We start from the raw sequence: 13,242 nt of genomic DNA on the forward strand, positions 1-13,242 counted from the left end.
CGAGTACTGTCTCGGCTCTTGTTCCGATACTGAATTCTGGCCGAGCAGGGGAGTTCTTGGGCTGGAGTCACATGGAGAAAATTCAACGGTTTATCCGATTGGTAGAGTTTCTCGATATGCAGGGCGTGGACAGTGTCTTTGACTTGAGGCAAAGGCTGATGTTGCCGCTTTTCGGTGTGGAGATGCAGAGCCTCAATGGCGTGGGTCCTAAGACTGTAGACTATATGGGGTGTCTAGTAGGTATCGAATCAATAGCTGTAGATCGGCATGTCCGTTCTTTTGCTCGAGCCGCCGGTCTGGTGAACGAAGAGTATGATTACTTAAAGAAAAGCTTCTGCTTTGCAGCTGATCTGCTTTCGCTGCCGAGGAGAGAGTTTGATGCTTGGTTGTGGCGTCGGGCTGCCCAATCTGAAGTGGTTCAGATGTCTCTTGCAATCTGAGGGCGGCCGCTGGTTACTTGGGAGAGCTCTGCGCGCGCGATCTGCTCGCGTCTGGGCCGCATCCCGACCAAGGAAGAGTACATGGCCGATGTGGGCGTGATCGCCGCCAGCGGCGCGGAGATCTACCGCTACATGAACTTCGACCAGATCGAGGAGTACCAGGACGTGGCCAAGACGGTCGCTGCCTGATGCGGTAATGCCGGCCGCTGGCCGGCACCCCGTTGAAACGAAGAACCCCCGGTGAGAGCCGGGGGTTTTTTGTGCGTGCAGCGTTAGACTTGCCGCCCCGCTTGTTGGAGTACACGGATGTTGCAGGATCGATTGAAGGGGAGTCGCACGTGCTGCGGTCACTGGGCTGGCAGTGCGGTGGTGCTGGCCACGCTGATGATGGGGCATGCCGCGATGGCACAGCAGGCGGTGCAGCACGCCGTTGTCGAGCGCGCCCGGCCGGCGCATGTGCCGGCGTCGATCGTGATGGAGACCAAGCACAGCAATCCGCCGCGCTATCCGTCGCAGGTATTCCGTGATGAGAAGGAGGGGGAAGCGATCCTGATGGTGCAGGTGGCGGCCGACGGGCAGTGGGCCGGCGCGACCGTGCTGCAGAGCACTGGATGGCCGGAACTGGATGAGGCGGCGCAGGCGGCGACACGCAAGTGGCGCTACCTGCCGGCCAGCGAGGATGGCGTACCCGTGCCGGGAGAGATCCGCGTGCCGGTGTCGTTCAAGCTGTGATCACGCAGTAGTGATGCCGTTGCCAGGCACTGCCTGGCAACGGCACCCGTCCCGCTGCGGTTCCGACGCTTTACTGCGCGGCACACGCCTTGGGGGCGTGCACGAGGTTGACGCGCAGGCTGCCATCGGCAGCCACCTGCTTGCTCTCGAGCACGCACATCTCGTTCTCGAGCCGCATCATCACTTCGTAGTCCTGACCCGCCTTCGGCACGAACTGGATCGACAGCGAGTCCGGTGCTGCTCCGCAGCGGAGGTGGGCGACGTTCTGGAACTGTGCGTCGAAGATCAACGGCTTGCCGGCCTCCACCGAATACTCCTGGAAGTTCGGGTTAGAGAACAGGACGCTTTTCATCGCACGCACGGTGTCGGTTTCCGGCATTCCGATGGAAATGTTCTGCGGGCTGCCGCCCACCAGGCTGCCTACGGCTGCGCTGTTGCTGCGCGCGACCACGACTTTCCTTCGCGCGTCGCCACGGCATTGGCCACCGATATGCATGGTGATGCTGCGGCCGTTGGCACCGAAGATGCGGATGCGGGAGCGATTGCCGGCGGGCAGGGCAGCAGCAATGGCGCTGGCAGGCGCTGCGGCGCGCATCGCGGACGGAAACGCTTCTGGCAGACGCGCGACGAATCGCGCCACGCACTGCTCGGCCAGCTCGTCGGACACGCTCCTCACTTCGGTATAGTCATCCGCCTGCCACTGTGGCAGCGCAGCGGACTGCGTGCCATCGGTGCAGTCAACGGTCATGGCCGATGCGCCCGAGGCCGGCAGCACCTCGATCGTGGTGCGGTGCTTGAGCTCGTAGGGGATCTGCGAGCCACTGAGCTGCCCGTAGACCAGCGCCCACTCGTGCGGGTCGGCCCGCACGGTCACGGGGGCGCTGGGAACCGCGTCGGGATAGGCATTGAAGTACTCGGAAAGACGCTGCTGCAGCAGTGCCGGCACCCGCTCCACTGCGGGGCTTGACACGCCTTCGACGGTGTCGCCGCGCAGGGTGTCCTTGGAGAAGCCACGCGCCTTGCGTGCACCGACCACGGCCAGGGCGAAGATGTTCATCTTGGCCAGCGTGGCCACGCCCATGTCCGATCGGGTCACCAGTCGCAGGTCTGCGTCACCGGAACGCTTGCCCTTGGCATCGGTGTCGGTGCCATGGTCGATGTGGACCGCCTTCATCCAGTCCGTGGACAGTACCGGTGCCGGATGGCCGGCGTCTGTGGCCGTTGCGGCCTCGTCCTGGGTTGGCACTGGATCGAGCGAGGCGGCACTGATCGCAGCGGCCAGCTGGACGCTTGGCGAAGGGAACACGGTGGGCAGCTGTTCCACGAGCCGGTCAACGCAGCGCTGCGCGAACTGGCGTGCCGCGGTCCTGACCTGCGCGTAGTCATCTGCCTGCCAGTCTTCCAGCGGCGCCGTCTGTACGGGATCGCTGCAGGTGATGCTCAGCCAGGGCGGGCTGCTGGGGGACGACTGTGCAATGGTGAGGGTGGCCTCATGCTGCAGATCGTACGGAACCGCGTTGCCCGACAGCGACTGGTAGGTGAGCGACCACAGGCCGGCGTTTGCGCTGACGATCTGCGCGTGCTCGGGAAGCGCATCCGGATGTGCGATGAAGTACTCGGCCAGATGGCGGCGCAGCAGTGCGGGGATTTCGTCGACGGCCGGGCTGGGCACTGATTCGATGACGGTGCCCCGCAGGTTCTTCTTGGAGAAGCCATCGACACGGCCACCGCCGGCCTTGGCGGCGGCCGCCAACTGGACAAGCTTGAGCGTGACCACTTTGCCGGTGTCGCCGCGCGAGACCAGGCGCAGTTTCAGATCGACATCGCGGTGTCCAGGCAGACTGGCAGGCGCGCCCTGTACCACCTGGATGCGGGTGCTCCAGTCATCGGGAGAGGGCGCAGCAGCCGCGCCGTCGACCGCTTGGGTGCGGTCTGCGTCGGTGGCAAGGGCAGCGTCGTGTACCGGGACGGCAGCGGGGTCTTCTGCCGATGCCGGCGGAGTCAGCATCAGGCCCAACGCGATGGCGGCAGGCAGGCAGTTCAGGCGTAGTGCCACAGTGGAGCTCCTTGGGGAAACGCGATGAAGAACGGCCGGGTCCCCTTGGCCGGCCGTTCGGGAAAGGTGTGGTGCGCGTGGGCTCAGCCGCGCGCCAGCGCCAGCAGCCGTTCGGCAATCCGCTCGAGAGGGACCTGTTCTTCGGCGGCGCCCAGCTTGAACGCGGCGCCGGGCATGCCCCAGACCACGCTGCTGGCCTCGTCCTGCACCAGCGTCGGTGCGCCGGCCTGGCGCATTTCCAGCAGGCCGCGTGCACCATCGTCGCCCATGCCGGTGAGGATGGCACCGATGGCGTTGCCACCGGCGCTCTGCGCCACCGAGCGGAACAGCACGTCCACCGCTGGCTTGTGCCGGTTCACCGCCGGGCCGTCGTCGACCCGGCAACGCCAGCGCGCACCGTCACGGATGATGCGCAGGTGCTTGCCGCCCGGGGGCAGGTAGGCATGCCCGGGCAACACCGCTTCGCCGTCGCTGGCCTCGCGCACGGCCATCGCCGAGTGCCGGTCCAGGCGCTCGGCGAAGGCCGTGCTGAAACTGGCCGGCAGGTGCTGGGTCATCACCACGGCCGGCGCGTCTGCGGGCAGGCCTTCCAGCACCACGCGCAGGGCTTCGGTGCCACCGGCGGATGAGCCGATCGCGATCAGGCGGTCGGTGGTACGGAACTGCGGCGCGGCCGGGCGCATCGCCGGGGCGGCTTCGAGCGTGAGCTTTGGCGTGGCAGCGCGCACCAGCGGGCGCACCCGCGAGCGTGCCGCCATCTTCACCTTGGCGATGATCTCGTCGGCATAGCCCTGCAGCCCACGGGCCACATCGAGCTTGGGCTTGGAGACGAAATCGACGGCGCCCAGTGACAATGCCTGCAGGGTGGTGTCGGCGCCGCGCTCGGTCAGCGAGGAGATCATCACCACCGGCAGTGGATGCAGGCGCATCAGGTTTTCCAGGAACGCCAGCCCGTCCATGCGCGGCATTTCCACGTCCAGCGTGATCACGTCCGGGGCCAGGCGCTTGATCTTCTCGCGCGCCAGCAGCGGGTCGGCGGCGGTGCCGACCACGTCGATGGCCGGATCGCTGGACAGGATCTCGGTGAGCATCTGCCGCACGACGGCAGAGTCGTCGACGATCAGGACCCGACAGGGGGCGTTGGCGGTCAGGGTCATTCGAACAGCTCCACGCCACCGGTGACCGGGGCCTTGGACAGGCGTGCACGCACGGCCGATTCGGTCGCGGCCACTTCGGCTTCATGGGCGTGCGGCAGGCGCTGCACCACCACGCGGCCGGTATCGGCGAAGAACCAGATCTTGCGCGGATGGATGCCGCACAGGTCCTCGGCGATGATCGGGATGTGCTCGGCCTGCAGGTACTGGCGCACGAACTCGGCGTTGCGGGTGCCGACCGGGTTGCTGGTGAAGCCCTTGAGCACGTTGGCGCCGCCGAACACCTTGGCTTCGATGCGCTTGCGGTGCGCACCGCGCTTGAGCATGTCGTTGATCAGCAGTTCCATCGCGTAGCTGCCGTAGCGCGCGGGGGCGCCATCACCGGCGTTGCCTTCGGGCAGCAGGAAGTGGTTCATGCCACCGATCTTCAGCACCGGGTCGCGCAGGCATGCGGCTACGCAGGAGCCGAGCGTGGTGGTCAGCGCGGTGGTGTCATCGACCACCAGATACTGGGTGGGCAGCAGCTTGGCGGCGATGGTCTTGAAGCGTGCGTCCTGGTAGCGCATCACATCGTCGGTACGCAGCGAGGCATTCATGCGCCGGCCTTTGCCGCACGGCGGTACAGGGTGCGCCCGCAGGGCTGGATGAGGTCGGCCGCGTGCAGGTAGTTCTCCGAGTGGCCGGTGTACAGCAGGCCGTCGTCGGCCAGGTGCTGCACCAGGCGGCCGAGGATGGCGCGCTGGGTGGGCTTGTCGAAGTAGATCATCACGTTGCGGCAGAACAGGGCGTCGAACGGGCCGCCGACGTCGTAGCGCGGGGCCAGCAGGTTCAGCGGGCGGAACTCGATCAGGTCGCGCAGCGCCGGCAGCACGCGGCACTGGCCCTCGTTGGGGCCGCTGCCGCGCTGGAAGTAGCGGCGGCGCAGGTCCGGATCGAGGTTGGCGACACGGTCGATGTTGTAGACGCCGCGGCCTGCAGTGGCCAGTACCTGGGTGTCGACGTCGGTGGCGACGATGCGTACCGGCGGCTTCAGCGTGCCGAATGCTTCGCAGGCGGTGATCGCCATCGAGTAGGGCTCTTCGCCGGTGGACGCGGCGCACGACCACAGCAACAGCGGCGTGCGGCCGTTGCGCTGCTGCAACTCCTCGCGCAGCTTGTCGAAGTGGTGCGGCTCGCGGAAGAACGAGGTCAGGTTGGTGGTCAGCGCATTGGTGAACGCCTGCCACTCATCGCCATCTTCCTGTTCCAGATGATCCAGGTACTGCTGGAAGCTGCGCATGCCGAGCGTGCGCAGGCGGCGCGACAGGCGGCCATAGACCATGTCGCGCTTTGCCGGCGCGAGGGCAATGCCCACGCGCTGGTAGATCAGGTCGCAGACGCGGCGGAAATCACGGTCGGCGAACTCGAATTCGCGGGGGCCGGTGACGATGGGAGTAGGACTTTGCACGTGGGACGTGTCCATCGGCGGGGGCGGCGGCCGAAGCCGCCGCGGGTGGGTCTCAGAATTCCTGCCAGTCGCTGTCGCTGGCGACGAAGGTGCTGGCGTTGCTGCTGCGGCGGACCGCTGCCGGCGCAGGCGCCGCCTGCGGGGGCGGCGCGCTGGCGGTGACGCGGGCCGGCTCGACGTGGGCGGCCACCGCCTTCATCGCGGCCGAGACCTGGTTGTCGAGGCGGAAGATCGCCACCGCGTCCGCCAGTTGGCCCGCCTGGTCCTCCATCGCGCGGGCGGCGGCGGTGGCTTCTTCCACCAGCGCGGCGTTCTGCTGGGTGGTTTCGTCCATCTGCACCACGGTCTGGTTGACCTGCTCGATGCCGGCCGACTGCTCCTGCGAGGCGGCCGAGATCTCGGCCATGATGTCGGTCACGCGCTGCACCGAGGCGACGATCTCGCCCATGGTGCTGCCGGCCTGGTGCACCAGGCTGGAGCCCTCGGCGACCTTGCCGACCGAATCGTCGATCAGGCCCTTGATTTCCTTGGCGGCAGCGGCCGAGCGCTGGGCGAGGGTGCGCACTTCGCTGGCGACCACGGCGAAGCCACGGCCCTGCTCACCGGCACGCGCCGCTTCGACCGCGGCGTTCAGCGCCAGGATGTTGGTCTGGAACGCGATGCCGTCGATGACGCTGATGATCTCGGCGATCTTCTTCGACGAAGCTTCGATGGCCGACATGGTGGTGACCACCTGGCCGACCACTTCGCCACCCTGCGAGGCGACGCCCTGCGCGCCGATGGCCAGCTGGTTGGCCTGGCGGGCGTGTTCGGCGTTCTGGCGCACGGTGGAGGTCAGTTCCTCCATCGAGGCGGCGGTCTCTTCCAGGTTGGCGGCCTGCTGCTCGGTACGGCGCGACAGGTCGCCGTTGCCCGAAGCGATCTCGCCGGCGGCGAGGGTGATGCTGGAGGCGCTGGCCTGGATCTGGCCGACGATCTGGGTCAGCTGCGCGACGGTGGTGTTGGCGTCGTCGCGCATGCGCGCGAACACGCCCTGGTAGTCGCCGTGCATGCGTGCGGTCAGGTCACCTTCGGCGATGGCCGACAGCAGCTGCGAGAGCTTGCCGAGGTTGTCATCGCTGACCGCCATCATCGCGTTGAGGTTTTCCAGCATCAGGCGGAAATCATGATCGAAGCGCTGGGCGTCGCCACGGCGGCTGAAATCGCCTGCGGCGGCGGCGCTGGCCAGCTGCTTGATCTCGGCGTTGATGCGGCCGAGATTGGTCTTGACCGTGTCGACGGTGGCGGTCATTGCCGCCTTCTCACCCGGGTAGCGCGCGATGTCGTGGCTTAGATCGCCGACCGCATACTGCTGCACCACGTCGAGCACGTCGTGCAGGGTCTGCACATGGCCGCCGACCAGGGCGTTGGTCTCCTGCACCATCAGCCCGTACTCGCCGGGGAAGGCGCTGGCGTCGATGCGGTAGCTCAGTTCGCCGGCATCGTGGCGTCGCGCCATTTCGCGCTGGCCGCCGATCACCGCATGCAGCTGCTGCTGCATGCCAGACATCGCATGCAGCAGGCGGCCGGGTTCGTCGTGCGGCTGCGGGCCGATGTGGCTGTCCAGCTTGCCGCTGGCAATGCCTTCGGCGACGGCGGTGGCCTGCTTCAGCGGGCGCGCGATGCGGTTGCCGATGACCCAGCTCAGGGCCAGCACGATCAGCACCAGCACGCCGCCGGAGACTGCCATGATGGCGGTGAACACCAGTGCCTGCTTCTGCACGTCGTCCATGTAGACGCCGCTGCTGACCACCCAGTCCCAGGGCGCGAACAGGCCGGCGTAGGCCACCTTCCCGACGTCGCCCTTGCTGCCGGGCTTGGCCCAGCGGTAGTTGACGAAGCCGCCACCGGCCTTGGCCGCTTCGACCTGGTCGTAGTAGATGCGTACACCATCGTCGGTGCGGAAGTCCTTCATGTCCTTGCCGACCAGGTCCTTGCGGAACGGGTGCATCAGCAGGCGGTAGCCGGTGTCGTAGATGTTGAAGTAGTACGTATCGTTCTCGGCGCGCATCGATTCCAGCGCCTGCAGCGCGGCGCCCTTGGCGGCCTCTTCGCTGAGCTCGCCGGTAGCGGCCAGGCGGTGGTAGTGCTGGAGGATGCCGTAGCTGAGTTCGACCTGGGTCTTCAGCGCGGTCTTGCGGGTCTCGGTGAGGTCCAGGTACTGCATGCGGGCGGCGATCACCGAGAGCGCGATCACGCCGAGCGCGATGAGCAGCGTCAGCAGGTTGAGCTTGCGCCGGACGGAGAGGTTGCTGAAGTAGTGTTGCCAGCGATGCAGGAGATTCATCGAGCAGGACCAGGTCGAAACGGGCGGGCGGCGCCGAGCCGGTCACGGCGGGACAAGCGGTGACAACTCCGTTATCGGCCGCGCGGGCCCAGGGTTGAGCCGCGCGCGGAAAGCAGGCCGCGGCCGTTCAGCCAGCCAGCTGGTCCAAGCGCAGGCGGATCTGCACCAGGGCGCGTTCCAGGGTGGACGGATCGACCGTTCCCAGCGCGATGCGCAGCGCGTTGGGAACGTGGGTTCCGACCGCGAACGGCGCGGCGGTCGAAAGCGCGATGCCCTGCTCATGCAGGTCCTGGCAGATCGCCTCGGCGCGGTCGCGCCCATCCAGTGGCAGCCACAGCAGGTAGGAGCCCGGGTGGCCGACCAACGCGACACCTTCCAGCAGGCGCCGTGCCAGTGCCTGCCGGTGCCGGGCGTCGGCGCGGCGGTGGCGTTCCATGCGGTCGACGGTTCCATCCATCAGCCAGCGGCACACCAGCGCCGTCACCAGTGCCGGCGAGTTGACCGTGGTGGCGCGGATGGCGCGCTCGATCGCACCCATCATCGCCGGCGGCGCACTGATGTAGCCGAAACGCAGGCCGGTGGCGAGGTTCTTGGACAGGCCGCCGATGTACACGGTGCGTTCCGGTGCCAGCGCCGCCACGGGTACCACGGCGGGCGCGGCCAGATAGGCATAGGCTGCGTCTTCAAGCACCAGCAGCCCATGCTGGCGGGCGATCGCGGCCAGCTCCTGGCGCTGTTGCAGCGTCAGGACGAAGCCCAGCGGGTTGTGCATGGTCGGCATGCAGTACACCGCCTTGACCCGGCGCTGGCTGCACAGCGTACGCAGTGCCTGCAGGTCGGTGCCCTCCGGGCCGACCGGCACCGGGATCATTTCCATCCGCAGCATCGCCGCGATCTGCCTGAATCCAGGATAGGTCAACGCATCCACGGCGATGGCATCGCCCGGGCACAGTGCGCCCAGCAGGGCGACGGTCAATCCGTGCTGGGCGCCCTGGACCAGGGCCACGCGTCCGGCATCGGTAGCTACCCCGCGCTGCACCAGGTAGTCGGCCACGAGCTGGCGCTCCTGGGGCCGACCCAGGGGCGGCTGGTACAGAAGCAGTGCTTCCAGGTCGCCCTGCTGCGAGAGGTGGCGCAGGGCCCGGCGAAGCTGCGTGTCCTGGCCGAATGCGGTGGGCATGTTGGCGTTGAGGTCGATGCCGCCGCCGAGACCGGCCAGCATGTCGCAGGCCATGCCCTGTGCGCCGAACGCCTCGCGCACATAGGTGCCGCGACCGATCTCACCGATGACCAGGCCCATCCGGGCCAGCTCGGCATAGACGCGGCTGGCGGTGGCAAGCGCCAGATCATGGCGGCGGGCGAGCTCGCGGTGGGTGGGCAGGCGGGTTCCAGGGCGCAGGTTCCCGCTCTGGATGTCCGATACGAGGCCATCGACTACCTGCTTGAACCGTGAGCGTGCCATCCGTGCGCCGAGTGTATCTAGGACAATTTGTTGATTGTACTGATGCCATTCCTAGACTTCGATCGCACCGCCGGACGGGCGGAAAGGAATGGAGCACATCTGTACGGCGATGGAAGGTCACATCGAATTATTGAACTATGCAGCGCATGCACTGGAAGAAATGAACGCGCTGATTCCCCGGATCAAGGGCAGCATGCCGGGCATCCGCCAGGCCCATGAAGCCATCGCCAGCTACCTGCACCGCAGCGTGAAGTTCCTGCTGCCCAATTGCGCGGAGATGATCGATCTGCGTGAACTGCGCCAGGTGCACGTGGACATGGCGCGCCCGCCGTTCGAGGTGATGGCGCTGGAAGCGGCGTGGATCCTGCCTGACGGGTTGCCGGGACACAAAGGGGCGGGCCATGCGGCGCCCCGGCGCATCGCGCTGTGCCTGAACATGAACCGCGAAGTCGCCGCGGCCTTTCCGGCCACGGAGTGCTTCCTGGATGAACCGGCCGGTGGCGTGGTGGTGATCCCGATCTACTGGCAGGCCGATGCGGCCGCGTGGAAAGTGCCGCTGGGAGGCGTGTTCCTGCCGCACCAGAATCCGTTGAGCCTGTACCGGCCAGAGGAGGCCAGCCTGCCCACGCGCCTGGTCAATGCCCCGGTGGAAGCGATGGCGTCCGGAAAACCCTTGCAGCAGTTCCGGGTTGCGCCGTTCGCGCTGCTGCCGGAATGGCACGCCTGGGCGGTGGAGCAGCAGGGCAGTGCGGCGGTGAAGGCGCAGATCGTGCAGGACTGTCGCGACGAGGTCGCCATGCTGTTGCAGACCTGCTGCGTGCTCAACTGCGCCAATGTCGCGTCGGTGGAGCGGCCGGCCTCGGTGGCGCTGAACAAGCGGCGGATGCGCAGAGGCAAGCAGCCGTTCTTCAGCTACCGGGTGTTCGAGGTGGATGGCGCCACGGCCGCGTCGGACGGCACGGGGCCGGGCGGGGGTGCGGCAGGGCCACGCACCCACGTGCGCCGGGGTCACATCCGGCGATTGAAGGAAAAGCTGGTGTGGGTGCGCGCCGCCATCGTCAATGCGGGCAGCCCTGATGGCTTGCTGCACAAGAGTTACAGGCTCCGTCAGCCGCAGTGACGGCTGCGCCGGAAAGGAGGGCCGGTGTTGCGACCGGCCCTCCAGGCGTGGCATCAGAACTCCTGCCAGTCTCCGTCGGCCAGTTCGGTGGCCATCGGGCGCCCGCCTGCGGTGCGGCGGGCCGGCGGTGCCACCGCAGCCGGAGCTGCCGGGGCGGCGGCGCGCGGTGCCGGGGTGGCGACGCGCGGGGCGGTCACTGCCTCGGCTTCGTCGACCACGAAGATCGACACGGCTTCGCTGAGGTGGCCGGCCTGTTCTTCCATCGCGCGCGCAGCGGCGGTGGCTTCTTCCACCAGCGCGGCGTTCTGCTGGGTGGTTTCGTCCATCTGCACCACGGTCTGGTTGACCTGCTCGATGCCGGCCGACTGCTCCTGCGAGGCGGCGGAGATCTCGGCCATGATGTCGGTCACGCGCTGCACCGAGGCGACGATTTCGCCCATGGTGGCGCCGGCCTTGTGCACCAGCGCCGAGCCGTCGTTGACCTTGCCGACCGAATCGTCGATCAGGCCCTTGATTTCCTTGGCGGCGGCGGCCGAGCGCTGGGCGAGGGTGCGCACTTCGCTGGCGACCACGGCGAAGCCACGGCCCTGCTCGCCGGCACGCGCCGCTTCCACCGCAGCGTTCAGCGCCAGGATGTTGGTCTGGAACGCGATGCCGTCGATGACGCTGATGATCTCGGCGATCTTCTTCGACGAGGCCTGGATGGCGGACATGGTGGTGACCACCTGGCCGACCACTTCGCCACCCTGCGAGGCGACGCCATGCGCGCCGATGGCGAGCTGGTTGGCCTGGCGGGCATGTTCGGCGTTCTGGCGCACGGTGGAGGTCAGTTCCTCCATCGAGGCGGCGGTTTCTTCCAGGTTGGCGGCCTGCTGTTCGGTACGGCGCGACAGGTCGCTGTTGCCCGAGGCGATTTCGCCGGCGGCCGAATTGATCGCGCGGCTGGACTGCTTGATGCGGGTGACGATTTCGCTCAGCTGTGCGGCGGTTGCGTTGGCATCGTCGCGCATGCGGGCGAACACGCCCTGGTAGTCGCCGTGCATGCGCACGGTCAGGTCACCCTGCGACAGCGCGGCGAGCAGGCCGGAGATCTGTTCGATGCTGCCGGCGTTGGCGTCGAGCAGGCCGTTGATCTGCTGGGCCAGCTGCAGGAAGAAGCCATCCTTGTCGCTGGCGTCGATGCGGCCGGACAGGTCGCCGGCGGCGGCCTGGGCGATCACGCGGGCCACTTCGGCCTCGACCAGCGCTTCCTGGGTGCGGTCACGCCATTCCACCACGTAGCCGACGGTGTCGCCGCCTTCATTGCGGATGGTCGAGACCACCTGCGCGAACTGGGCATCGCCGTACTGCATCGGGCGACGGGCGACGCCGTGCGCCTTCAGGTTGCCGAGCAGGGTCTGGTCCATCTCGCCGCGGTGTTCCAGCACGGTGACCGGCTTGCCGATCAGCGAGGCCTGGGCGTCGAAGTCCGGCAGGTCGCGGCGCACTTCATCCTGGTACTGGCTCAGGGTCTGCTGCAGGGCGCGGTTGCTGTAGACGATGGTGTTGCTGGTGTCGGTCAGGTACACGCCGGTCGAGCTGTAGTCCAGCGCGGTGCGGATGCGCAGGTTCTCGCGGGCCACGGCCTGGTCGGTTTCGATGCGCTCGCGCAGGTCGCGCTGCATGCGCTGCATGGCCTGCATCAGTTCGCCCACTTCGTCCTGGCGGCTGACATCGATGTGGCCATCGAGCTTGCCGCCGGCCACGTCGTTGGCCACCGAGACGGCGCCACGCACGCTGCCGACCAGGGCGCGGGCGAACAGCCAGACCAGCACCAGGCCGAGTGCGGCGCCGCCCAGCAGGGCGATCACGGTCAGCACGGACGAGGCGGCGTAGGTGGATTCGGCCTCTTCGCGCGAGGCGCGGGCGAGGCGGTTGTCTTCGGCGATCAGTGCTTCCAGCGCCGAAGCGGCCTTGCGGTGCTTGGTGCGGGTCTCGCCGACGAAGGTATCGATGGCGTCGTCCGGCAGGTCCAGTTCCAGCATCTCGGTGACGCTGTCATAGGAGGCCAGGGCGTCCTTCCATTCCTTGGCGAAGGTGTCGAACAGCTTCTTCTGCTGCGCATTGTCGACCAGCGCCGGGTAGCCCTTGATCGACTTGTCCATGTTCCCGCGCAGCTCGACGGCCTGCTTGCGCGCGTCGGACTTGACGTCATCGCTGGCGCGGATCAGCTGCTGGTAGGCGGCGTTGCGGTACTCGCCCAGCATGCCGCGCATCTCGCCGGCCATGCGGATGCTTTCCATGCGCGAACCGGCCAACTCGGTGGTGACGTTGTTCAGCGAATGCAGGCCGCGATAGGCGACGATGCCCTGCAGCAGCATCACCAGCAGGAGGACGCCGAAGGTCAGCAGCAGCTTCGGCATCAGTTTCAGGTTGTTGATCCACGGCATGGGCGTTGCGAGCTCCTAAGGCAGACGCGCCCGGGCATCGGGCCCGGTTGCAGCAGAAACCACGCCGGCGCCAGGT

General features: G+C 67.4%; 10 protein-coding genes. 3 read left to right on the forward strand and 7 right to left on the reverse strand.

The features are described 5' to 3' along the window. The first annotated feature begins 71 nt into the window (after positions 1 to 71). On the forward strand, positions 72 to 440 hold the full coding sequence (locus N5C18_RS12420) for a hypothetical protein (RefSeq protein WP_274512587.1): 369 nt from the start codon (positions 72 to 74) through the stop codon (positions 438 to 440). A gap of 306 nt (positions 441 to 746) precedes the next feature. Further along, positions 747 to 1,172: an energy transducer TonB gene (locus tag N5C18_RS12425; protein ID WP_279944719.1), complete on the forward strand. Its 426-nt coding sequence runs from the start codon at positions 747 to 749 to the stop codon at positions 1,170 to 1,172. Positions 1,173 to 1,242: 70 nt separating this feature from the next. Here N5C18_RS12425 and N5C18_RS12430 read toward each other — a convergent pair whose 3' ends face one another. The 6 genes from N5C18_RS12430 to N5C18_RS12455 all read right to left on the reverse strand — a co-directional run bounded on the left by N5C18_RS12430 (position 1,243) and on the right by N5C18_RS12455 (position 9,617). Then, positions 1,243 to 3,228: a hypothetical protein gene (locus N5C18_RS12430; RefSeq protein WP_279944720.1), complete on the reverse strand. Its 1,986-nt coding sequence runs from the start codon at positions 3,226 to 3,228 to the stop codon at positions 1,243 to 1,245. An 83-nt stretch (positions 3,229 to 3,311) separates the two neighbouring features. After that, complete coding sequence (locus tag N5C18_RS12435) at positions 3,312 to 4,385, reverse strand: chemotaxis response regulator protein-glutamate methylesterase (protein ID WP_279944721.1); 1,074 nt, start codon at positions 4,383 to 4,385, stop codon at positions 3,312 to 3,314. Beyond that, positions 4,382 to 4,978 (reverse strand): chemoreceptor glutamine deamidase CheD, encoded by a 597-nt coding sequence (gene cheD / locus N5C18_RS12440; RefSeq protein ID WP_008264676.1) that lies wholly within the window; start codon positions 4,976 to 4,978, stop codon positions 4,382 to 4,384. The genes N5C18_RS12435 and cheD overlap by 4 nt, the downstream gene beginning before the upstream one ends. Continuing rightward, entirely contained in the window at positions 4,975 to 5,844 is an 870-nt protein-coding gene (locus N5C18_RS12445) for a CheR family methyltransferase (protein ID WP_279944723.1), read from the reverse strand. The genes cheD and N5C18_RS12445 overlap by 4 nt, the downstream gene beginning before the upstream one ends. A 37-nt stretch (positions 5,845 to 5,881) precedes the next feature. Next, positions 5,882 to 8,155, reverse strand: a complete 2,274-nt coding sequence (locus N5C18_RS12450; RefSeq protein ID WP_279944724.1) for a methyl-accepting chemotaxis protein — start codon at positions 8,153 to 8,155, stop codon at positions 5,882 to 5,884. A gap of 127 nt (positions 8,156 to 8,282) precedes the next feature. Next, positions 8,283 to 9,617, reverse strand: a complete 1,335-nt coding sequence (locus N5C18_RS12455; protein WP_053512169.1) for a PLP-dependent aminotransferase family protein — start codon at positions 9,615 to 9,617, stop codon at positions 8,283 to 8,285. An 88-nt stretch (positions 9,618 to 9,705) separates the two neighbouring features. Here N5C18_RS12455 and N5C18_RS12460 point away from each other — a divergent pair, with 88 nt between their 5' ends. Further along, complete coding sequence (locus tag N5C18_RS12460) at positions 9,706 to 10,737, forward strand: hypothetical protein (RefSeq protein WP_279944725.1); 1,032 nt, start codon at positions 9,706 to 9,708, stop codon at positions 10,735 to 10,737. A 53-nt stretch (positions 10,738 to 10,790) separates the two neighbouring features. Here N5C18_RS12460 and N5C18_RS12465 read toward each other — a convergent pair whose 3' ends face one another. After that, the gene (locus N5C18_RS12465) at positions 10,791 to 13,166 is read right to left on the reverse strand and encodes a methyl-accepting chemotaxis protein (RefSeq protein ID WP_279944727.1); all 2,376 of its coding nucleotides are present in this window, start codon (positions 13,164 to 13,166) and stop codon (positions 10,791 to 10,793) included. Positions 13,167 to 13,242: the final 76 nt, after the last annotated feature.

Source organism: Stenotrophomonas sp. GD03930 (assembly GCF_029839665.1).
Taxonomy (GTDB): Bacteria; Pseudomonadota; Gammaproteobacteria; order Xanthomonadales; family Xanthomonadaceae; genus Stenotrophomonas; species Stenotrophomonas forensis.

Bases quoted from the DNA above. Each gene is read 5' to 3' on its own strand.
- N5C18_RS12460 (WP_279944725.1), top strand. From the start codon at position 9,706: ATGGAGCACATCTGTACGGCGATGGAAGGTCACATCGAATTATTGAAC.
- cheD (WP_008264676.1), bottom strand. From the start codon at position 4,978: ATGAATGCCTCGCTGCGTACCGACGATGTGATGCGCTACCAGGACGCA.
- N5C18_RS12455 (WP_053512169.1), bottom strand. From the start codon at position 9,617: ATGGCACGCTCACGGTTCAAGCAGGTAGTCGATGGCCTCGTATCGGAC.
- N5C18_RS12445 (WP_279944723.1), bottom strand. From the start codon at position 5,844: ATGGACACGTCCCACGTGCAAAGTCCTACTCCCATCGTCACCGGCCCC.
- N5C18_RS12425 (WP_279944719.1), top strand. From the start codon at position 747: ATGTTGCAGGATCGATTGAAGGGGAGTCGCACGTGCTGCGGTCACTGG.
- N5C18_RS12465 (WP_279944727.1), bottom strand. From the start codon at position 13,166: ATGCCGTGGATCAACAACCTGAAACTGATGCCGAAGCTGCTGCTGACC.
- N5C18_RS12450 (WP_279944724.1), bottom strand. From the start codon at position 8,155: ATGAATCTCCTGCATCGCTGGCAACACTACTTCAGCAACCTCTCCGTC.
- N5C18_RS12435 (WP_279944721.1), bottom strand. From the start codon at position 4,385: ATGACCCTGACCGCCAACGCCCCCTGTCGGGTCCTGATCGTCGACGAC.
- N5C18_RS12420 (WP_274512587.1), top strand. From the start codon at position 72: ATGGAGAAAATTCAACGGTTTATCCGATTGGTAGAGTTTCTCGATATG.